Genomic DNA, 19653 nt, shown 5'->3' on the forward strand with positions numbered 1-19653 from the left:
ACATAAAAACAACTCAATAGTCAAGACACCTCCGCCGGCCTAAGCTGCTTTCGTACTCCCCGTCCCAACACGTTTAGGAGATAACGATGAGCCAGGAATCAAAATGCCCCTTCGCCGGCGCGAAAGCCGCCGCCGGCGCGCGCGCCAACCGCGACTGGTGGCCGAATCAACTGAATCTCAACATCCTGCATCAGCATGCGCCGGCGTCCAATCCGCAAGACGAAGGCTTCGACTATGCCCAGGCCTTCCAAACGCTGGACCTGGCCGCCGTCAAGCAAGACCTGCGCGCGCTGATGACCGACTCCCAAGCCTGGTGGCCGGCCGACTGGGGCCATTACGGCGGCCTGTTCATCCGCATGGCCTGGCATAGCGCCGGCACCTACCGCACCGCGGACGGCCGCGGCGGCGCGGGCGCCGGCAACCAACGCTTCGCGCCGCTGAACAGCTGGCCGGACAACGGCAACCTGGACAAGGCCCGTCGCCTGCTGTGGCCGATCAAGCGCAAATACGGCAACAAGCTATCCTGGGCCGATTTGATGATTCTGGCCGGCAACATGGCCTTGGAGTCGATGGGCTTCAAGACTTTCGGCTTTGGCGGCGGCCGCGAAGACATCTGGCAGCCGGAGGAAGACGTGTACTGGGGCGCGGAGAAAACCTGGCTCGCCACCAGCGACCAGCCCAACAGCCGCTACAGCGGCGAGCGCGAGCTGGAAAACCCGCTGGCCGCGGTGCAGATGGGCCTGATCTACGTCAATCCGGAAGGCCCAGATGGCAATCCGGACCCGGTGGCGTCCGGCCGCGATGTGCGCGAAACCTTTGCCCGCATGGCGATGAACGATGAGGAAACCGTGGCGCTGGTGGCCGGCGGCCACACTTTCGGCAAGGCGCACGGCGCCGGCGATCCCAAGCTGGTCGGCCCCGAGCCTGAGGCCGCGCCGCTGGAGGCGCAAGGCCTGGGCTGGATCAACCAGTTCGGCAGCGGCAAGGGCGTCCACGCGACCACTAGCGGCATCGAGGGCGCCTGGAAGCCGAATCCTACCACCTGGGACAACGGCTATTTCGACATGCTGTTCGGCTACGAGTGGGCGCTCACCAAGAGCCCTGCCGGCGCGCACCAGTGGGTGGCGCAAAACGTCAAGCCTGAGCACATGATCCCGGACGCTCACGATCCGTCCAAGAAGCATCCGCCGATGATGACCACGGCCGACCTGTCGCTGCGCTTCGACCCGATCTACGAACCGATCGCCCGCCGCTTCCATCAAAACCCGCAGGCCTTCGCCGACGCCTTCGCCCGCGCCTGGTTCAAGCTGACCCACCGCGACATGGGCCCCAAGGCGCGCTATCTGGGCCCGGATGTGCCGAAAGAAGAACTGCTCTGGCAAGACCCCATCCCGGCGGCGGCGCATCCGCTGATCGACGCCGGCGACATCGCGGCCTTGAAAGCCAAAATCCTGGCCACCGGCCTGTCCATCGCCGAGCTGGTGTCCACGGCCTGGGCCTCGGCCTCGACCTTCCGCGGCTCGGACAAGCGCGGCGGCGCCAACGGCGCCCGCATCCGGCTGGCGCCGCAAAAGGATTGGGCAGCCAATCAGCCGGCCCAGCTAGCCAAGGTGTTGACGGCGCTGGAAGGCGTGCGCCAAGCGTTCAACGCCGCGCAGAGCGGCGGCAAGCAGGCATCGCTGGCCGACCTGATCGTGCTGGGCGGCAACGCGGCGGTGGAGGCTGCGGCCAAAGCCGGCGGCATCGCGCTGGATGTGCCTTTCTCGCCCGGCCGCGCCGACGCGTCGCAAGCGCAGACCGACGCAGAGTCCTTCGCGGTGCTGGAGCCGCAAGCCGATGGCTTCCGCAACTATCAGCAACGTAACTTCTCCATCCCGGCTGAAGCCTTGCTGCTGGACCGCGCCCAGTTGCTGACGCTAAGCGCGCCGGAGATGACCGCGCTGATCGGCGGCCTGCGCGTGCTGGGCGCCAATGCCGGCGCATCCAAGCAAGGCGTATTCACCCAACGCCCTGGCGTGCTCAGCAATGACTTCTTCGTCAACTTGCTGGACATGGATATCGCCTGGCAAGCGGCCGGCGACGGTTACGAGGGCCGCGACCGCGCCAGCGGCGCGCTCAAGTGGACCGCCAGCCGGGTGGACCTGGTGTTCGGCTCCAACTCGCAGCTGCGCGCCCTGGCCGAGGTTTACGCCCAGGACGGCGGCGAAGAGAAGTTCGCCCGCGACTTCGCCAAAGCCTGGAACAAGGTGATGAATCTGGATCGCTTCGATCTGAAATAATCCAGCCCAAGGAGCGGCGGCGCAATGCCGTCGCTCCTGTTTGCTCCACCATTTTATTTTCCACTTGTCATTAACGATGGCTGGCGCCCAAGCGGCTGATCATTCAAAGCTATTTTTCTCAGACGCCAAAAGCGGAAGCATCCAGCCCGCGGATCAAACCCAGGCCATATTGTCAGACAGCCAGCCGCCGGTTAATCTGATTTCAGCGGCCGACCTTTCAACCATAAACGGTCCGCAGATAACCAAGACAAGAGGAAAGCACCGATGGACACTCACACCTTGCCGGCCGCGAGGCCGCTTAATCGACAGGACTGCAAAACCTTGGCGCTGGCGGCGCTGGGCGGCGCGCTGGAGTTCTACGATTTCATCATTTATGTTTTCTTCGCCGTGGTGCTGGGCAAGCTATTCTTCCCGCCTTCCATGCCTGACTGGCTCAGCCAGTTGCAGACATTCGGCATTTTCGCCGCCGGCTACCTGGCCCGGCCGCTGGGCGGCATCGTCATGGCTCACTTTGGCGACCTTTTCGGCCGCAAACGCATGTTCACCCTCAGCATCGTGCTGATGGCCCTGCCCACGCTGGCCATGGGCATGCTGCCCACCTATCACGACATCGGCGTGGCCGCGCCTTTGCTGCTGCTGGCCATGCGGGTGCTGCAAGGCGCGGCGATAGGCGGCGAGGTGCCGGGCGCCTGGGTATTCGTCGCCGAGCATGCGCCGTCGCGGCATACCGGCCTCGCCTGCGGCGCGATTACCGCCGGCCTGACTGCCGGCATCCTGCTGGGTTCGCTGATCGCCACCGCGATCAATCTGGCCTTTACCCAGCAGCAGATCGCCGCATGGGCATGGCGCCTGCCGTTTCTGATCGGCGGCGTGTTCGGGCTGGTGGCGATGCAGCTGCGGCAATGGCTGCATGAAACGCCGGTGTTCAACGAATTGAAAAGCCGCAAGGCGCTGGCCGAGGAGCTGCCGCTGAAGACCGTGCTGCGCAAGCATAAAACCAGCGTGGCCTTGTCCATGTTCGCCACCTGGTTCCTGGCCATCGCCATCGTGGTAGCCATTCTGATGGCGCCGGCGTACTTGCAGAAGCAGTTCAACATCCTTCCTGTCGATGCCCTGCGGGCCAACAGCCTGGCGGTTGTCGCGCTGACGCTGGGATGTCTCGTGGCCGGCGCGCTGGGCGACCGGATAGGCAGTGCGCTCACTTTCATCGGCGGCAGCCTGGCGCTCGGCGTCACCAGTTACGCGTTTTATGTGACGATGGCGGTCGATACCAGCCAGCTTTATCCGCTCTACGCCCTGCAAGGCTTCTTTGTCGGCGTGGTCGGCGCGGTGCCGCTGGTGATGGTGCGCGCGTTTCCGGCGCAGGTGCGCTTCTCCGGCCTGTCGTTTTCCTACAATGTCGCCTATGCCTTCGCCGGCGGATTGACGCCCATTCTGTTGTCGCTGTGGCTGAAATACGATTCGCTGGCGCCCGCCTACTACCTGATGCTGCAATGCCTGCTGGGCGTCAGCGTGGGCTTGTGGCTGCTACTGGCTGAAAAAAAAACCTCGGCTGAGCTGTCGGCTCAGCCTTGAGCCCAGGGCAATAGCGTCTCTTCCGGCACCGGCGGCAAGCGCGCCGCCGGGTCTTGCCGGTAAAACAGGCCCAGTTGCCTGTAAACATCCGGATAGTCCCGCCTGAGCAGCCGCGGGACCTCGAAAAAAGCCTCGCTCGACACGGCGAAGAATTCCGCCGGATTTTCGCTGGCATAGGGGTCCAGCCAACTCTCCACGCCATGATCCACTTCGCGGCAAAACTGACGGTAGGCCTGATTCCAGACGCGGCTCCAGATCGCCCGGTCCATGCCCTTGTGCAGCGGCGGCGCCCCATTGGCCGGACCGTCCAGCATGTCGAACTGGTGGGCGATTTCATGAATGGCCACGTTCCAGCCATCCAGAATCGGCGACTCGTCCACATCCGGCCAGGACAGCACCAGCGGCCCCTGGTAGTGAGCCTGGCCTATCAGCACCTGTTCGCCTTCGTGAGTCAGGCCTATATTGTCCTGCCAGCGCTTGCGCGCCACGAAAGGCGCGGGATAAAGCAGCACCTCCCGCCAGTTCTCGTACGCTTTCCAGCCCAGGTTCATGCCCGGCAAAGCCAGCTGCAAGGCCACCCGGCAGCGCATGTCGTCATCAACCCGCATCTCCTCCTGCGGCGTGATGGCTTTGCGCATCAGCAAGCGCGCGGCCAGCTTGGTCAGCCTGTCTAGCTCTTCGTGGCTCAAGCCCGTCAGCACAGGCATCATGGCAGCCTGTCTGCGCAGCTTGTCCAGCAATTGGGGCGAGGCGCCCAGGCCGCATAGGCGGCGGATCCAATCTAGCAGCATGAACTCTTGGCCTTGAATCGCGTCAGTCATAGATACCTATGGGCGATGCGGCGCAATTCAATGGCGGCCAGCCCGGCTTCAAGGGAGATTGTTATGAGCCTGCCAATCTGGCGCGAACTTATGTTGAACCCGCTGGCGGCATTCGGCATCTTGCTGGCCCTCGGCGTGATGGGCGGCCAGATAGCGGCCCGCATAGCGCGGCTGCCGGCCATTGCCGGCTACATCCTCACCGGCCTGTTGATCGGTCCTTACAGCCTCAACCTGCTCAATGCGCAGCTCCTGCACGAGGCAGCGATGTTTGTGCAACTGGCGCTGGGCATCGCTTTGTTCGAGGCGGGCCGCCGCGTCGACCTGCGCTGGCTGCGGGTGGAAAAAGCGTTGCTGCTCACCAGCCTGCTCTATTGCGCGCTGTTGTTCGTCGCCTTGTTCGCCTTGCTGAACGGCAGCGGCTTCGGCATTTCCGCCAGCTTGATGCTGGCCTCGCTGGGCATGGCCACCTCGCCCATCGTGGTGCTGGAGATCGTGCGCGAGTCCCGCGCCGACGGCCAGGTCAGCGAACGGCTGCTGACCGCCACCGCGCTGTCCAGCTTGCTGGCGATCACCGGCTTTGCCCTGTCCCTGTCTTATGCCCATTTATCCGCCAACCACAGCGTGGAGGAAGGCATTCTGATGCCTAGCTGGCTGATTCTGGGCTCGGCCGCGCTCGGCATTGTCGCCGGCATCGCCGCCACACAGCTCAACCACTGGCTGGGCGGCCGCCAACGCGAGGCTCAACGCGTGCTGCTGTTTGGCTTGATCGCCTTGCTGGTGGGCCTGGCCGACATGCTGCAGCTGCTGGCCATGCTGGCGTTGCTGATCGCCGGCATCAGCACCCGCGGCCTGCGCCACGGCTATACGGTAAGCGAACCGGGCATCCTGTCGCTGAGCCACGTGTTCACCGTCGCCTTCTTCGTCTCCGCCGGCGCGCAGCTATCGCCCCCAGCCTTGGCCGCGCATTGGCAACTGGCCTTGCTATGCCTGCTGCTGCGGGTCGGCATCGGCATCGCCGCCTGGTGGCTGGCCGCCAGGCTCAACGGATTGTCCCGCAGACAGGGCGCCTTGCTGGGGCTGGCTCTGAGCCCGATGAATAGCGGCTCATCCTTATTGCTGGGGCTGGGCATGGTGTCATTGGGCGAGGCGGCCGCTAGCTTCAGCGCCGCGCTGATGGCCGCCTTGCTGGTCAATGAGATTATCGCGCCGGTATTGACCCGCCTGGCGCTGCGGCAGGCCGGCGAAACCGCGAGTCCCTCCGCTCCATAGCGCAAACGACGCCCGCTGCCGCTGCTTTCATGCGTGGAATGCCTATACACACCTAATTTGGACTTGCGGTTTCATTTCGTGTGTATAAATTTGAAATCAGGCTCATGCCTGTTTATTCCATTGTGTCAGCAGAAAAGGCCAAGCCATGCGCGACGACAAAGGCCACCGCATCCAGATCGAGCAGCCTGGCCGCCCCAGGCTGTACCAGCTGGATGATTTGCCCGGTTACGAGATTGTAGGCGTGATCACCCTGGCCGGACGCAGCGGCGCCTTGGCGAGGAAGTACAGCAACGGCGTGTTCAGCATGGTCAATTCCGGCACCATGCGCCCTCTTGACCAGCGTCTGGTGAAAAGAGCGCTAGGCATAGGCGGCAATGCCGGCGCGCCGGCGCAGATGCAAGGCGGAGGACGCCACAATGTCTACCTGGACGCGGAAAGCATCGCCATCGCCCAGGCCTTGGGCGATGGCAATATCAGCAGGGGCATACGGCTGGCGCTGAAGTCCAGAACCGAACCGAATCCCGCTTGAGCGGCCGCATGCGGCCTCAATGCCAGAAAACGTCACTCCACTTTTGAGCCGAGCAGCTTGTCCAGCTGCCCCGTCGCCCTCATCTTTTCAATGATCCGATTGAATTCCGGCACCCACCGTTGCGCCCCGGCGGCTTTGGAAAACCCGAATGCCGCATCGCTCATCTGACCGATGGGCGCATTGGAAAGACCTATGGTTTCGGTGACGCCTTGCTGGTTCAGTAGATAGCGGCCGACATTGGAATCCACCGTCGCCATATCGATGCGGCCGGACTCTATCATGCGGATCAGGGTGATGGAGTCCGCCGCGCGCTCAATGGCATGGCTGGCGGAGAAGGCATCCTCCATGCTCTTGTCCACCACGGAGCCGATCTCCATGCCGAGCTTGTATTTGGCGAGGCTGGCGTAGTCAGCCCAGTCCACCTCGCCGCGAAACAGGCTTTTGCGATACATGAAGCAGTTGAACTGCTTCATCACCGGCACGCTGAACGCCAAGTATTGCTCACGCTCCGCCGTTTTATACAGCGGCAGGATGCCATCCACGCGCCCTTCCTTGGCCTCCGACTGGCAGCGCTTCCACGGCAATATCTTGACGGTGACTTTCAAGCCCAGCTGCTTGCCGATCTCCTGCAACAGCCGCACCTTGATGCCGCCTTGAGATTCCTGGCCAAACTCGCCCAGCGCGTAAGGCGGATACTTGTCGTAGCACACGGTGATGGCGGCATCCTCCGCCTGCGCGCGGCCCATGCACAGCGCCGCGAACAACATCACCCAAGGCTTGATCCGCACATTCGCTCCTTAATCGGCGACGAAATCTCATTATGGGACGAACGGCGCCCTCCGCCCAAACCGCGCGTTCAGCCTTCCACCGGTTCGCTTTCTTGCTGCAGCCGCCACATTTCGGCGTAACGGCCGTCCTTGTCCAATAGCTCTCTATGGCTGCCCTGCTCCACCACCCGTCCGGCGTCCAGCACCAGGATGCGGTCGGCGTCGACGATGGTGGACAGCCGGTGGGCGATGATCAGCGTGGTGCGATTGGCCGAAATCGCCGCCAGCTCATGCTGGATGGCTTTTTCGGTGCGTGAATCCAGCGCGCTGGTGGCTTCGTCGAAAATCAAAATCGGCGGGTTTTTCAGTATCGTGCGGGCGATGGCGACGCGCTGCTTCTCGCCGCCGGACAGCTTGAGCCCGCGCTCGCCCACCATGGTGTCGTAGCCGTCCGGCAGGCTGCTGACAAAGTCGTGGATATGCGCCGACTTGGCGGCCTCGATCACCTCCTCGCGCGTCGCGCCTGGCTTGCCGTAAGCGATGTTGTAGTACACCGTGTCGTTGAACAGCACCGTATCCTGCGGCACGATGCCGATATGGGAACGCAAGGAGTCCTGCGTCAGGCTGCGGATGTCCTGGCCGTTGATCTTCACTGCGCCGTCCGTCACCTCGTAAAAGCGGAACAGCAGCCGCGACAGCGTGGACTTGCCGGCGCCGCTGGCGCCCACCACCGCCAGAGTCTGGCCGGCGGGGATGGTGAAATCCACCTCATGCAGGATCTGGCGCTTGGATTCATAAGCAAAGCCGACCCGCTCGAAACGCACCGCCGCGCTGCGGGCGTCCAAAGCCGCCGCATCCGGCGCGTCCGCCACCTCCAGATTCACGCCCAGCAGCTTGAACATCCGCTCGATGTCCGCCAGCGAATGCTTGATCTCGCGATAAACAAAACCCAGGAAGTTGAGCGGCGCGTACAGCTGGGTGATGAACGTCGCCACCAGCACCACGTCGCCCACCGTCATCCGGTGCGCCACCACGTCGCGCGCCGCCAGCACCATCACCAAGGTGACGCCAAGGGCGATGATGGCCGCCTGGCCGGCGTTGAGCAGCGACAAGGACACCTGGTTCTTGATCGCCGACGCCTCCCAGGCTTCCAGATTGCGGTCGTAACGCCTGGATTCGTACTCCTCGTTGTTGAAGTACTTCACCGTTTCATAGTTCAGCAGCGCGTCTATGGCCTTGGAATTGGCCTTGGAATCCAAATCGTTCATGGTGCGACGATAGACGGTGCGCCATTCGGTCACACAGAGCGTGAAAGCGATGTAGATGGAGATGGTGCCCAGCGTCACCGCGGCGAACTCCCAGGCATAGCGATGCAGCAAAATCGCGCTCACCATGCCGATTTCCAGCAGCGTGGGCAGGATGTTGAACACGGTGAAGTTCAACAGAAAGCCTATGCCCTTGGTACCGCGCTCGATGTCGCGGCTCATGCCGCCGGTGTGGCGTTCCAGGTGGAAACGCAAGGACAGTTTGAATAAATGGCGGAATACATTGCGCGCCACGCTGCGCACCGCGCCCTGGATCACCCGGGCGAAAATAGCGTCGCGCAGCTCGCCCAGCACGCCGGACAACAGCCGCGCCGCGCCGTAGCCGACCAGCGCGAACACCGGCAATGCCAGGGCGATGGCCGGAAGCGACAGCTGATCGACGATGTCTTTCAGGTACAGCGGCACGGTGACGGCGGCCACTTTGGCCAGCACCATGCAGCCCAGCGCCAGCGTCACCCGCCATTTGAACGCCCACAAATAGGGAAACAAGGTCCGGAGCGTCTGCCAGTCGTGCCTGTCGGCCGGCGCCGGGCCGGTATGGGTCATGCGCATAAAAGCTTGCCTGTGGCTGCGGCCTGTCCCAAAGTGAAAAAGCAAATCGTTTGGAGACAAGCCAATGTGGATTCTTCTGCTGGAAGCGCTGGGCGCCGGCGCGCTCGCCACCTTCATCGTGTGGTGGACTTGGCCGCGCGACGACCAGGACGCGTCCTGTAAACGCGATTAGTGCAGCACGCGCGGCGCGACCAGCGTCATTTCCGGGATGGATGCCTCGAAGCGCTGGCCGTCATCGGCCACCATCTGGTAAGCGCCTTTCATGCTGCCGTAGGGCGTGGTCAAGTGCGCCGCGCTAGTGTACTCATACACCTGCCCCGGCTCGATATGCGGCTGCTCGCCGATCACGCCCATGCCGCGCACTTCCTGCACCTGCTGATTGGCGTCGGTGATGATCCAGTGGCGGCTGACCAATTGCGCCGGCTCGCTGCCGGTATTGGTGATGCGGATGCGGTAGCCGAACACGTAGATGTCGTTGGCCACATTGGATTGCTCGGCAATGTATTGCGGTTCCGCCTCCACCTCCACCTGATAGATTTTATCGGCCATTTCGGCTCCTCCTGATTAGTCTGGTTTTCATTTTATCCATCCAAACGGCTTTTGGCGCGGTAGAATGCCGGGCATTCATCGTTTATCGATCCAGAGCCCCGCCATGCGCACTTTCCGTATCGCCCCCAGCATCCTGTCCGCCGATTTCGCCCGCCTGGGCCAGGAGGTCGGCGACGTCATCGCCGCCGGCGCCGACATCATCCACTTCGACGTGATGGACAACCATTACGTGCCGAACCTGACCATGGGCCCGATGTTCTGCGAGGCCATCCGCCCGCACAGCAGCGCACCCATCGACGTGCACCTGATGGTCAAGCCGGTGGATGCGCTGGCAGCCGCCTTCGCCAAGGCCGGCGCTGACATCATCACCTTCCACCCGGAAGGCTCAGAGCACATCGACCGCACGCTGGGACTGATCAAGGACGCGGGCTGCAAGGCCGGCCTGGTATTCAACCCGGCCACGCCACTCAGCTATCTGGACCACGTGATGGACAAGCTGGACATGATCCTGATCATGTCGGTGAACCCCGGTTTCGGCGGGCAATCCTTCATTCCGCATGCGCTGGAAAAGATCAAGCAAGCGCGCCTGCGCATCGATGAATACACCGCCAAGCGCGGCGGCGAGATCTGGCTGGAAGTGGACGGCGGCGTCAAGGTGGACAATATCGCCCAAGTGGCCGCCGCCGGCGCGGACACCTTTGTCGCCGGCTCGGCCATCTACGGCCAGAAAGACTACAAGGCCGTCATCGACGCCATGCGCGCCGAACTGGCCGGCATTCAAGCCTGATTTCCACGCGCGCAGCCGCGCAACTTGCCTAAGGGATAATACACATGCATGCATTCATCGTCACCGGCGCCTCGCGCGGCCTGGGCCACGCCATCTGCGAAGCGCTGCTGAACGACGGCTATTTCGTGGTCGGCATCGCCCGCAACGCGGAGCATGCGCTGGAAGGCCTGGCTGCTCGCCACCCTGAGCGCCTGCTGGCCATCAACGCCGACCTGTCCGACGCCGCCCAGGCTTCGGCATCGGTCCATACCGCTTTGCAGCAGCTGCCGTTGCCGGAGTGCGCGACCATCACGCTGATCAACAACGCCGGCGTAGTGACACCCATCGCCCAGGCGGGACATTACCCGGCCGACGAGGTGGTCAAGGCTATCGCCATCAACGTGACCGCGCCGCTGCTGGCCACCGACGCGCTGCTATCCGCCACCGATCATCTGCCGGCGCGCCGCCGCATCCTGAACATCTCCTCCGGCGCCGCCGCCAAGGCCTATCCCGGCTGGAGCGTATATTGCGCCACCAAGGCTGGGCTGGACCATTTCAGCCGCAGCGTGGCCACGGAACAAGACGGCAAAGCCAACCCGGCGCAGATCGTCGCGCTGTATCCGGGCGTGGTGGACACCGACATGCAGGGCAATATCCGCGGCAGCGACGAAGCGCAATTCCCGCAAAAAGCCCGCTTCGACGCCTACAAAGCCGAAGGCGCTTTAAGCAGCCCCGCGGACGCGGCGCGCAAGATCGTCGATTATCTAGTGTCGCCGGCCTTCGGCCAGCTTCAAGTCGTCGACATCCGCGATCTGTAAACTACCCGCATCACCCATTCCGCCGCGGTCCATAGGCCGCGGCCGCAAAGCAAAAAACATGAACCTCAAGCACATCCAAGCCGTCGCCTTCGATCTGGACGGCACCCTCGTTGACTCCATCCCCGACCTGGCCGCCGCCGCCAACGCCATGCGCGAACACCTGGGCCTGCCGCCGCTGGATGCGGAACGCATCAAGAGCCATGTCGGCGACGGCATCGCCAGCCTGGTGCACCGCGCCATCACCGACGAGCGCCACGCCGAGGCCGACGGCCCGTTGTGGGAGCGCGGCTACCGCTTCTTCGTCCAGCATTACCGCGGGCACCTGTGCGACCTCACCACCGTCTACGCCGGCGTGCGCGACGGGCTGGGCCTGCTGCGCGCCCGCAAACTGCCGCTGGTGCTGATCACCAACAAATCGGAGCGCTTGGCCGTGCCGCTGGTAGAGGAGCTGGGACTGCGCGACCATTTCAGCCTGATCCTGGGCGGCGACACGCTGGCCGAGAAGAAACCGTCGGCTCTGCCGCTGCTGCACGCCTGCCAAGTATTGGGCATCGCGCCCAAGGAGCTGGCCATGGTGGGCGACTCGCCCAACGACGTCGCGGCGGCCCGCGCCGCCGGCAGCGTGGCCATCGCGGTGAGCTACGGCTATGCCGATGCCGCCACTCTGGGGGCGGACCTGACGATCGGCAGTGTTGCCGAGCTGTACGATTTGATGAAGAATGACTGACATCGCTCACCAATAAAGGAATTCAAACGCCCATGGCTTTTCTTCCCAGCCCCGCCAGCTGGCGATGGCGCCGCTCGCAATACGCCCCGCACGCCCAAGCCGCAACTGACACCCTGAAGGAAGAACCCCATGCAAGCGCAAGAATTTGACCGACTCGCCGCCGAAGGCTACAACCGCATCCCGGTGATGCTGGAATTGCTGGCCGATCTGGACAGCCCGCTGTCCATCTATCTGAAACTGGCCAACCAGCCCTACACCTACCTGATGGAATCCGTGGTCGGCGGCGAGCGGCATGGCCGCTACTCCATCATCGGCCTTCCCGCCGACACCCGTATCCGCATCAATAATCGCAAAGTGCAGGTAGAGTGCGGCGACAAGGTGATAGAGCGCCACGAAGGCGACCCGCTCGCCTTCATCGAAAGCTTCCAGCAACGCTTCCGCATCCCCGAGCTGCCCGGCCTGCCGCACTATTCCGGCGGCCTGGTGGGCTATTTCGGCTATGACACCATCCGCTATGTCGAGCGCCGCCTGGCCGACACCCAGAAACCCGACCCCGTAGGCACGCCGGACATCCTGCTGATGCTGTCCGAAGAGCTCGCCATCGTCGACAATCTGTCCGGCAAGCTCTATCTGGTGGTTTACGCCGATCCCGAAGTGCCCAACGCCTTGAGCAAGGCCCAAACCCGGCTGGCCCAGCTGCGCGCCAAACTGCGCCAGCCTTTGGCCATTCCGCTGTCCCAGCCGCTGCCGGAGGAGGCCGCGGCCGAGTCCGAATACGGCGAAGAGGCTTTCAAACAGGCGGTCAGCGCCTGTCAACGCTACATCCATAACGGCGACATCATGCAGGTGGTGCTGGCGCAACGCATGCGGCAGCCCTTCCGGGGATCGCCCATCGCGCTGTATCGCGCGCTGCGCAATCTGAACCCCTCGCCGTATATGTTCTTCTACCACTTCGACGATTTCCATGTAGTGGGCTCGTCGCCGGAAATCCTGGTGCGCCGCCATGGCGACATCGCCACCGTCCGCCCCATCGCCGGCACCCGTCCGCGCGGCCAGAGCCGCGAGCAGGATGAGGCCCTGGCGGAGGAGCTGCTGGCCGACCCCAAGGAGATCGCCGAACACGTCATGCTGATCGATCTGGGCCGCAACGATATCGGCCGGGTGGCGAACGTGGGCCAGGTGGCCATCACCGACAAGATGGCCATCGAGCGCTACTCCCACGTCATGCACATCGTCTCCAATGTGGAAGGCGTTGTGGATCGCAAGATCAGCAATATCGACGTGCTCAAGGCCACTTTCCCGGCCGGCACGCTGTCCGGCGCGCCCAAGGTGCGGGCGATGCAGATCATAGACGAGTTCGAGCCGACCAAGCGCGGCGTCTATGGCGGCGCGGTCGGCTATCTGGGCTTCAACGGCGATATGGACCTGGCCATCGCCATCCGCACCGCCGTATTGAAAAACGGCATGCTCTATGTGCAGGCCGGCGCCGGCATCGTCGCCGACTCGGTGCCGCAGTCGGAATGGCAAGAAACCCAGAACAAAGCCCGCGCCGTATTGCGCGCGGCGCAGATGGTGCGCGAGGGGCTGGACGCCTGAGAGCGCCAAACATCTCTGATGCGCGCCTGGACGCGGCGCATCAGAGGCTTTCCAGGAACTGCTCAAGGAGGTAGGCATGAGAAGGTATTGGGTCTTGGCGACGGCGGGTTTGCTGACATGCTTGGCGCTGCCTAGCGTTCAGGCGGCGGAGGACGCGATCCAGGGGGTGGCCAGCGGCAAAGTGCAGAAAGTCGGCTTTCGCGCCATGATTCTCAAACAGGCGATTCAATACAATCTGGCCGGTTCCGCCCGCAACACCAATGTCGAAACCGTGCAATTCAGCCTGCAAGGCAAGCCGGCGCGTTTGCACAACACCGAAAACCGGATCAAGCAAGGCACGGACAAATCGGAAGACGTGAAGGTGGCGATCCAGCCCGCAAAATTCGACGCCCAGCTGCGCACCTTCACAGTCTTCGGCTGGACCTCCACCAGCCGCGACATCAGCAAGCCTTATGATCTTGTCTTCACGCTGCGCGATGATGGATCGAAAGTATCGTCCAAGCAGGCCAAGAAAGCATTTTGCGACATCCTGGCCAAGACGCTGGATGCTGCCGACTGGCAGAAAGCCAAGCCGGGCTGCGACAAACATCAAGATGAGGCAGTCGAAGATTGACTGGCGCCATCGTAAATCAAGGCCCTTCTGCGCAGGGTCTTGATTTATGTTTCCGACTCGCGCGCCTGCCTGTCCGCAGAGCTAACAGGCCAGCTCGGCCTCCTGCCACTCAGGCAAACCATAAGCCGCGCGGGCCTTCAAGCACTGCGCCGACCCCGCTGTCACCTCTCGGCAAGCCTGCGGACGCAGTGGGTAGATGCCGCAAGCGACTTGCTCGCCGATCTCGCCTTGCAAGGCGGCGCAGCGAGGCTTTTCCGACCAGGTGCCTCGCATGCAGCGGGTCCAGTCGTTGACTTTCTCGGTCAGGGGGCTGGGAACGAGGCCGCCGCCGTCATCGGCTTCGGCCCAGTAAAAAGAAACGCGGAAGTGGGCGCAGCAGGCGCCGCAGGATTGGCAGGAATGGCTTTTATCACTCATGGCAAGCAAGAAAAACAGCTGGTGAATCGCGTCCCACGCGGGACGAAAATGCGATTCGGGTATTCTGTCAGTCCTGCTTGCCGACAACAAGTAAAACTATTTTGATGCGGACCGCATCAGCCAATCCGCCATGCCCATGCCCGCCGCGCGGCCGCCGGCAAAGCAGGCGGTCAGCAGATACCCGCCGGTCGGGGCCTCCCAATCCAGCATTTCGCCGGCGCAGAACACGCCAGGCAGCGCCTTGAGCATTTGACGCTCGTCCAGGGCGGAGAAGCATACGCCGCCCGCCGTGCTGATCGCCTCATCCATCGGCCTTGCCGCATGCAATTTCACAGGCAGGCGCTTGATAGCCGCGGCCAACGTCGGCATATGCTGGAAGCTGTCTTTGTCCAGGCACTCGCGCAGGATGCCGGCGCGCGCGCCCTTCAGATTCAAGCGGCTTTGCAAATGGCTGGACAGGGAGCGAGAACCTCGCGGCCGATCCACCTCGGCCAACACCTTGGCCTCATCCCAGGACGGGATCAAGTCCAGATAAAAAGTAGCCGAGCCATGGCGGGCTATCTCATCGCGCAGCATGGCCGAGCAAGCATAGATCAGACTGCCCTCGATGCCGTTCTGCGTGATGACGCATTCGCCCACGCGCTGGAAGCGGTTCCCCTCGCCATCCTCGAAATGCAATCCAATCGATTTCAGCGGTTCTCCGGCGAATTTCTCTGCGAAAAATGGGCTCCAAGATGCCTCAAAGCCGCAATTGGACGGCGCCAACGGCGCCGTGGCCACGCCTTTCTCGGCCAGCCATGGCATCCAGCGGCCATCCGAGCCCAGCTTTTTCCAACTGCCGCCGCCCAAAGCCAACAACACCGCATCGGCCTTCACCGCCAACTCGCCATCCGGCGTCTCGAAGCGCAGGCTGCCATCGGCATTCCAGCCCTGCCAACGGTGGCGCACGTGGATGCGCACGCCCGCCTCGCGCAGCCTGCTAAGCCAGGCGCGCAAAAGCGGCGCGGCTTTCATTTCCTTCGGGAACACCCGCCCGGAGCTGCCGACAAAGGTTTCCACCCCCAGGCCATGCGCCCAAGCGCGCAATGCGTCGGCATCGAATGGCTTGAGCCAAGACACCACCGCATCGCGGCGCGCTCCGTAACGGCCGACAAAGGCGGCATAGGGTTCGGTGTGGGTGAGGTTCAGCCCACCTATGCCGGCCAGCAGGAATTTGCGCCCCACCGACGGCATGGCGTCGTACATATCCACCCGCACGCCGCGCGCGGCCAACGTCTCCGCCGCCATCAATCCTGCCGGTCCGCCGCCCACAATGACGACGCTGCGCCCGGAAATCTCAGACATACCCACCCCTGCTAACCGTATCTATTATTACTACACCATGGCCGCATGCCTGCGCCTGGCGACAAGGGCGCGATTGTTGCAGAAAACCGCCGCCAACCCAAGCCTTTGCTTGAAATCGGCGCGTCTGACAAGCAGGGCCCGTCCATTGTTTGATCTGGACCAGACTTTGCCATCTGAATGGAATTTAGAATCCATACAGCATGGCCGTTCGATATCGACGGACGACTGCATAAAACAACACAAACCATAGGCACACACAAGGAGACGGGGTTCGCCCCGGCAAGCGATGAGAAAATTTTCCGATTGGCCGATCTGGCTGCGCCTGACCGGCGCCATCTGGACCTGTCTGATTATCGCCTGGGGGGGACTGATAGCCTGGGAAACCCAAGCCAGCCGCGATATCGCGGTGGAGCAGGCCAAGGATCTGGCGCACAGCATGAATGAAATGACGCTGGCCGGCCTCACCGGCATGATGATCACCGGCACCGTCGGCCAACGCGATGTTTTCCTCGATCAGATCCGCGAACTGTCCGCCGTGCGCGACCTGCGCGTGGTGCGCGGCGACGCGGTGAGCAAACAATTCGGTCCCGGCAACGCCGGCGACAAATCCCATGCCAACGACGACCTGGAACGCTCCGCCCTGCAGGACGGCAAACCGCGCATCCAGATCGAATCCACGCCGCAGCTGGGCGAACACTTGCGCGTGGTGTATCCGGCGCTGGCATCCAGCAATTATCTGGGCAAAAACTGCATGGGCTGCCACCAGGTGGCGGACAAGACGCCCTTGGGCTTGGTCAGCATGCGCATTTCTCTGGAAAAACCCTATGCCGCGGTGGATACCTTCCGCACTCAGAGCATTCTGTTCGCGCTGTTCGCCTCGCTGCCCATGCTGGCGGTGGTGTATCTGTTCATCCGCCGCTTCGTGACTCGCCCGCTGCGCGAGATGGCCGACGGCCTCGCCGAGCTGGCCAAGGGCGAAGGCGACCTCACCCGCCGGCTGCCGGCCGCCCATCAGGACGAAATCGGCACCACGGCCCGCTACTTCAACCAGATGCTGGCCACCATCGCCGATCTGGTGCGCCATGTCGGCGAAAGCGCGAATGCCGTCGAACAAGCGTCCCGCCGCCTGAACGAAGGCGCCGGCCAATTGGCCGCCAACTCGCATCGGCAAAACAGTCAATCCCAATCGGCGGCGGAGTCGGTCGACCAACTGGCCTCCCATATCGGCGAAATCGCCGGCAAAGCCGAATACGTCAGCGCGGGGGCAGAAGAAAGCCTGCAGCGCTCCGAGCAAGGCCGCCGCAGCCTGCAGCAACTGCAACGCGAAGTCGGCCAGGTGGAAGACGCGGTGCAATTGATGGCGCAGGCGGAAAGCGACCTGGTCAACTCCACCACCATCATCACCAATATGACCCGCCAGGTACGGGAGATCGCCGAGCAGACCAATCTGCTGGCGCTGAACGCCGCTATCGAGGCGGCGCGCGCCGGCGAGGCGGGCCGCGGCTTCGCCGTGGTGGCCGACGAAGTGCGCAAACTGGCGGAAAAGTCAGCCGTTTCCGCCAGCGAGATCGATTCGGTGACCAGTTCGCTCAACAGCAAAACCGACGCGGTGCGCCAGTCGGTGGCCGCCAGCCTGGAATCGCTGCATGCCAGCCGTCAATCCGCCGACAGCGTGGTCAGCGTGCTCGATGCCGCCAATCAATCGGTGGCGGAGGTGCGCGGCGGGCTGAGGCAGATCGTCGAAGTGACCGAACAACAGCGCAGCACCAGCCAGGCGGTCAGCGAAAACATCGACGCCATCGCCGGCATGGCCCGCACCAACGACGCCGACATCCAGCAAACCGTCAGCGCGGCGGAAGAACTGGAAACGCTGGCCAAGCGGCTGACCGATTCGGTGTCGCGCTTCCGCGTTTAAGCCTTGCGCTTGGCGCGCGCGCTGTTAAAAAGAAAGAGTCGAACCGGCAGCCGATGCCCTGGGCATTTGGCCGCCGGCCCGGCTGCTGTTACACTCCCCAGCCTTTAGCCCCTTGCGCCAGCCAACCGTGAAATCAGACGCCTTCTCCACCCTGCCCCTGCCCGCCCCGCTGCTCGATAATCTGGCCAGCCTGGGCTACAGCAAGATGACCGCCATCCAGGCCGCCAGCCTGCCCGCCGTTCTGGACGGCCGCGACCTGATCGCCCAGGCCAAGACCGGCAGCGGCAAAACCGCCGCCTTCGGCCTCGGCATCCTGGCCAAGATCAATCCGCGCTGGTTCGGCGTGCAAGCGCTGGTGCTATGCCCGACCCGCGAACTGGCCGATCAGGTGGCCCAGGAAATCCGCCGCCTGGCGCGCGCCATCGACAATATCAAGGTGGTGACGCTGACCGGCGGCACGCCCATGGGTCCGCAAATCGGCTCGCTGGAGCACGGCGCCCACATCGTGGTCGGCACGCCGGGCCGGCTGCAAGACCACTTGTTCCGCGAAACGCTGAATCTGTCCGGCGTCAGCACGCTGGTGCTGGACGAGGCGGACCGCATGGTGGACATGGGCTTCATCGAAGAAATCGTCGGCATCGTCCGCGCCTGCCCGCGCAATCGCCAGACCATGCTGTTCTCCGCCACCTATCCGGAAAACATCCGCAAGATCACCGCGTCCTTCCTGCGCCAGCCGCTGGAAGTGAAAGTGGAAGCGCTGCACGACAACAAACGCATCGAACAGTGGTTCTACAAGGTCACGGCGGAAAAACGCCTGGAAGCGGTCACGCAGATCCTGCAAAGCATTCGTCCGACTTCGGCGCTGGCCTTCTGCAATACCAAGGAGCGCTGCAAGGAGCTGGTGAAAGACCTGCAGGCGCGCGGTTTCTACGCGCTGGCGCTGTATGGCGACCTGGAACAGCGCGAGCGCGATCAAATCCTGCTGCGCTTCGCCAACAAGAGCGCCACCGTGCTGGTGGCCACCGACGTGGCCGCGCGCGGCCTGGACATCAAGGATCTGGACCTGGTGGTCAATGTGGACGTCAGCCACGATCCGGAAGTGCACATCCACCGCATCGGCCGCACCGGCCGCGGCGAGGAAATCGGCCTGGCGCTGACCCTGGCGACCGAAAAAGACGAGAAGAAGCTCGGCTTGATCGAGGCATACCAGCATGCCGACCTGCCCTGGGGCAAGCTGGAAGACTTGAAAGCCGCGCCGGGCGGCCCGCTGCTGCCGCCCATGATCACGCTGGAAATCAACGGCGGCAAGCGCGAGAAGCTGCGTCCCGGCGATCTGCTGGGCGCGCTGACCGGCGACGCCGGCTTTGCCGGCAGCCAGATCGGCAAAATCCATATCTTTGAGTTCAACTGCTTTGTCGCGCTGGAGCGCGCCATCGCCGAGGACGCGCTGGCTAAATTGTCCCCCTGCAAAATCAAGGGCAAACAGTTCAAGATGCGGCTGATCGCCTGATCCATCCCATAGGGTTGCGCCGCTGGCCATATCGGCGCGACCCCGCTTTTCCCGCCCCTCCGCGCCTTTCGCTCCCATCCGTTAAAATACGGCATCCGTAAAAATACGCTTACGCCATTTCATTTCAAGCGCAACACTACAAACGCGGAGTTTCCGCATCATTCATAAAGTTGACAATCCATTTACCATTGCCGATATCTATTAGGCATGGCTGCACCCATTTCATTCCGGTTAACAAGAACCCAGTAACGCGTTTCATGATTCCACTCGACGGCAAAGGA

17 protein-coding genes are annotated in these 19653 nt (G+C 63.1%); 11 read left to right on the forward strand and 6 right to left on the reverse strand.

Features of this window, described 5'->3' with window-relative positions:
• Positions 1 to 86: 86 nt before the first annotated feature.
• Together katG and NKT35_RS19175 are read left to right on the forward strand one after the other, a co-directional pair.
• Positions 87 to 2279 carry a catalase/peroxidase HPI gene (gene katG, locus NKT35_RS19170; RefSeq protein ID WP_254296022.1) on the forward strand — a complete coding sequence of 731 codons (2193 nt, stop codon included), beginning with the start codon at positions 87 to 89 and terminating at the stop codon, positions 2277 to 2279.
• 264 nt (positions 2280 to 2543) lie between these two features.
• Complete coding sequence (locus NKT35_RS19175) at positions 2544 to 3854, forward strand: MFS transporter (RefSeq protein WP_254296024.1); 1311 nt, start codon at positions 2544 to 2546, stop codon at positions 3852 to 3854.
• Here NKT35_RS19175 and NKT35_RS19180 read toward each other — a convergent pair.
• Entirely contained in the window at positions 3845 to 4645 is an 801-nt protein-coding gene (locus tag NKT35_RS19180; RefSeq protein ID WP_254296026.1) for a M90 family metallopeptidase, read from the reverse strand. The genes NKT35_RS19175 and NKT35_RS19180 overlap by 10 nt on opposite strands.
• 93 nt (positions 4646 to 4738) lie before the next feature.
• Here NKT35_RS19180 and NKT35_RS19185 point away from each other — a divergent pair, with 93 nt between their 5' ends.
• Together NKT35_RS19185 and NKT35_RS19190 are read left to right on the forward strand one after the other, a co-directional pair.
• Positions 4739 to 5944, forward strand: a complete 1206-nt coding sequence (locus NKT35_RS19185; protein ID WP_254296028.1) for a cation:proton antiporter — start codon at positions 4739 to 4741, stop codon at positions 5942 to 5944.
• Positions 5945 to 6089: 145 nt separating this feature from the next.
• Entirely contained in the window at positions 6090 to 6473 is a 384-nt protein-coding gene (locus tag NKT35_RS19190) for a hypothetical protein (RefSeq protein ID WP_254296030.1), read from the forward strand.
• Between the two features lie 32 nt (positions 6474 to 6505).
• Here the strand turns inward: NKT35_RS19190 and NKT35_RS19195 are convergent, their stop codons facing one another.
• The 3 genes from NKT35_RS19195 to apaG all read right to left on the reverse strand — a co-directional run bounded on the left by NKT35_RS19195 (position 6506) and on the right by apaG (position 9666).
• Positions 6506 to 7261 carry a substrate-binding periplasmic protein gene (locus NKT35_RS19195; protein ID WP_254296032.1) on the reverse strand — a complete coding sequence of 252 codons (756 nt, stop codon included), beginning with the start codon at positions 7259 to 7261 and terminating at the stop codon, positions 6506 to 6508.
• Between the two features lie 68 nt (positions 7262 to 7329).
• Positions 7330 to 9117, reverse strand: a complete 1788-nt coding sequence (locus tag NKT35_RS19200) for an ABCB family ABC transporter ATP-binding protein/permease (protein ID WP_254296038.1) — start codon at positions 9115 to 9117, stop codon at positions 7330 to 7332.
• A 168-nt stretch (positions 9118 to 9285) separates the two neighbouring features.
• A complete protein-coding gene (gene apaG / locus NKT35_RS19205) occupies positions 9286 to 9666 on the reverse strand; it encodes a Co2+/Mg2+ efflux facilitator ApaG/CorD (RefSeq protein ID WP_254296040.1) in 381 nt (126 codons plus the stop codon).
• 103 nt (positions 9667 to 9769) lie between these two features.
• Here apaG and rpe point away from each other — a divergent pair, with 103 nt between their 5' ends.
• The 5 genes from rpe to NKT35_RS19230 all read left to right on the forward strand — a co-directional run bounded on the left by rpe (position 9770) and on the right by NKT35_RS19230 (position 14186).
• Entirely contained in the window at positions 9770 to 10453 is a 684-nt protein-coding gene (rpe, locus tag NKT35_RS19210) for a ribulose-phosphate 3-epimerase (protein ID WP_254296049.1), read from the forward strand.
• Between the two features lie 44 nt (positions 10454 to 10497).
• Positions 10498 to 11250: an SDR family oxidoreductase gene (locus NKT35_RS19215; protein WP_254296051.1), complete on the forward strand. Its 753-nt coding sequence runs from the start codon at positions 10498 to 10500 to the stop codon at positions 11248 to 11250.
• Positions 11251 to 11308: 58 nt separating this feature from the next.
• Positions 11309 to 11977 (forward strand): phosphoglycolate phosphatase, encoded by a 669-nt coding sequence (locus tag NKT35_RS19220; RefSeq protein WP_254296052.1) that lies wholly within the window; start codon positions 11309 to 11311, stop codon positions 11975 to 11977.
• 129 nt (positions 11978 to 12106) lie between these two features.
• Complete coding sequence (gene trpE / locus NKT35_RS19225) at positions 12107 to 13573, forward strand: anthranilate synthase component I (protein ID WP_254296060.1); 1467 nt, start codon at positions 12107 to 12109, stop codon at positions 13571 to 13573.
• 76 nt (positions 13574 to 13649) lie between these two features.
• A complete protein-coding gene (locus NKT35_RS19230) occupies positions 13650 to 14186 on the forward strand; it encodes an acylphosphatase (RefSeq protein ID WP_254296062.1) in 537 nt (178 codons plus the stop codon).
• Positions 14187 to 14267: 81 nt separating this feature from the next.
• Here the strand turns inward: NKT35_RS19230 and NKT35_RS19235 are convergent, their stop codons facing one another.
• Positions 14268 to 14603: a YkgJ family cysteine cluster protein gene (locus NKT35_RS19235; RefSeq protein WP_254296064.1), complete on the reverse strand. Its 336-nt coding sequence runs from the start codon at positions 14601 to 14603 to the stop codon at positions 14268 to 14270.
• 96 nt (positions 14604 to 14699) lie between these two features.
• Positions 14700 to 15947, reverse strand: coding sequence for a TIGR03862 family flavoprotein (locus NKT35_RS19240; protein WP_254296066.1), 1248 nt, complete (start codon positions 15945 to 15947; stop codon positions 14700 to 14702).
• 286 nt (positions 15948 to 16233) lie between these two features.
• Between NKT35_RS19240 and NKT35_RS19245 the strand changes: the two genes are divergently transcribed.
• A complete protein-coding gene (locus NKT35_RS19245) occupies positions 16234 to 17862 on the forward strand; it encodes a methyl-accepting chemotaxis protein (RefSeq protein WP_254296067.1) in 1629 nt (542 codons plus the stop codon).
• Positions 17863 to 17989: 127 nt separating this feature from the next.
• Positions 17990 to 19372 (forward strand): ATP-dependent RNA helicase DbpA, encoded by a 1383-nt coding sequence (gene dbpA, locus NKT35_RS19250; RefSeq protein ID WP_254296069.1) that lies wholly within the window; start codon positions 17990 to 17992, stop codon positions 19370 to 19372.
• Positions 19373 to 19653 lie beyond the last annotated feature (281 nt).

It is taken from the genome of Chromobacterium sp. IIBBL 290-4 (assembly GCF_024207115.1).
Classification (GTDB): Bacteria; Pseudomonadota; Gammaproteobacteria; order Burkholderiales; family Chromobacteriaceae; genus Chromobacterium.

Coding starts and splice junctions, on each gene's coding strand:
- katG (WP_254296022.1), top strand. CDS start 87: ATGAGCCAGGAATCAAAATGCCCCTTCGCCGGCGCGAAAGCCGCCGCC.
- NKT35_RS19245 (WP_254296067.1), top strand. CDS start 16,234: ATGAGAAAATTTTCCGATTGGCCGATCTGGCTGCGCCTGACCGGCGCC.
- NKT35_RS19220 (WP_254296052.1), top strand. CDS start 11,309: ATGAACCTCAAGCACATCCAAGCCGTCGCCTTCGATCTGGACGGCACC.
- apaG (WP_254296040.1), bottom strand. CDS start 9,666: ATGGCCGATAAAATCTATCAGGTGGAGGTGGAGGCGGAACCGCAATAC.
- NKT35_RS19185 (WP_254296028.1), top strand. CDS start 4,739: ATGAGCCTGCCAATCTGGCGCGAACTTATGTTGAACCCGCTGGCGGCA.
- NKT35_RS19230 (WP_254296062.1), top strand. CDS start 13,650: ATGAGAAGGTATTGGGTCTTGGCGACGGCGGGTTTGCTGACATGCTTG.
- NKT35_RS19235 (WP_254296064.1), bottom strand. CDS start 14,603: ATGAGTGATAAAAGCCATTCCTGCCAATCCTGCGGCGCCTGCTGCGCC.
- NKT35_RS19200 (WP_254296038.1), bottom strand. CDS start 9,117: ATGCGCATGACCCATACCGGCCCGGCGCCGGCCGACAGGCACGACTGG.
- rpe (WP_254296049.1), top strand. CDS start 9,770: ATGCGCACTTTCCGTATCGCCCCCAGCATCCTGTCCGCCGATTTCGCC.
- NKT35_RS19180 (WP_254296026.1), bottom strand. CDS start 4,645: ATGCTGCTAGATTGGATCCGCCGCCTATGCGGCCTGGGCGCCTCGCCC.
- NKT35_RS19215 (WP_254296051.1), top strand. CDS start 10,498: ATGCATGCATTCATCGTCACCGGCGCCTCGCGCGGCCTGGGCCACGCC.
- NKT35_RS19175 (WP_254296024.1), top strand. CDS start 2,544: ATGGACACTCACACCTTGCCGGCCGCGAGGCCGCTTAATCGACAGGAC.
- trpE (WP_254296060.1), top strand. CDS start 12,107: ATGCAAGCGCAAGAATTTGACCGACTCGCCGCCGAAGGCTACAACCGC.
- NKT35_RS19190 (WP_254296030.1), top strand. CDS start 6,090: ATGCGCGACGACAAAGGCCACCGCATCCAGATCGAGCAGCCTGGCCGC.
- NKT35_RS19240 (WP_254296066.1), bottom strand. CDS start 15,947: ATGTCTGAGATTTCCGGGCGCAGCGTCGTCATTGTGGGCGGCGGACCG.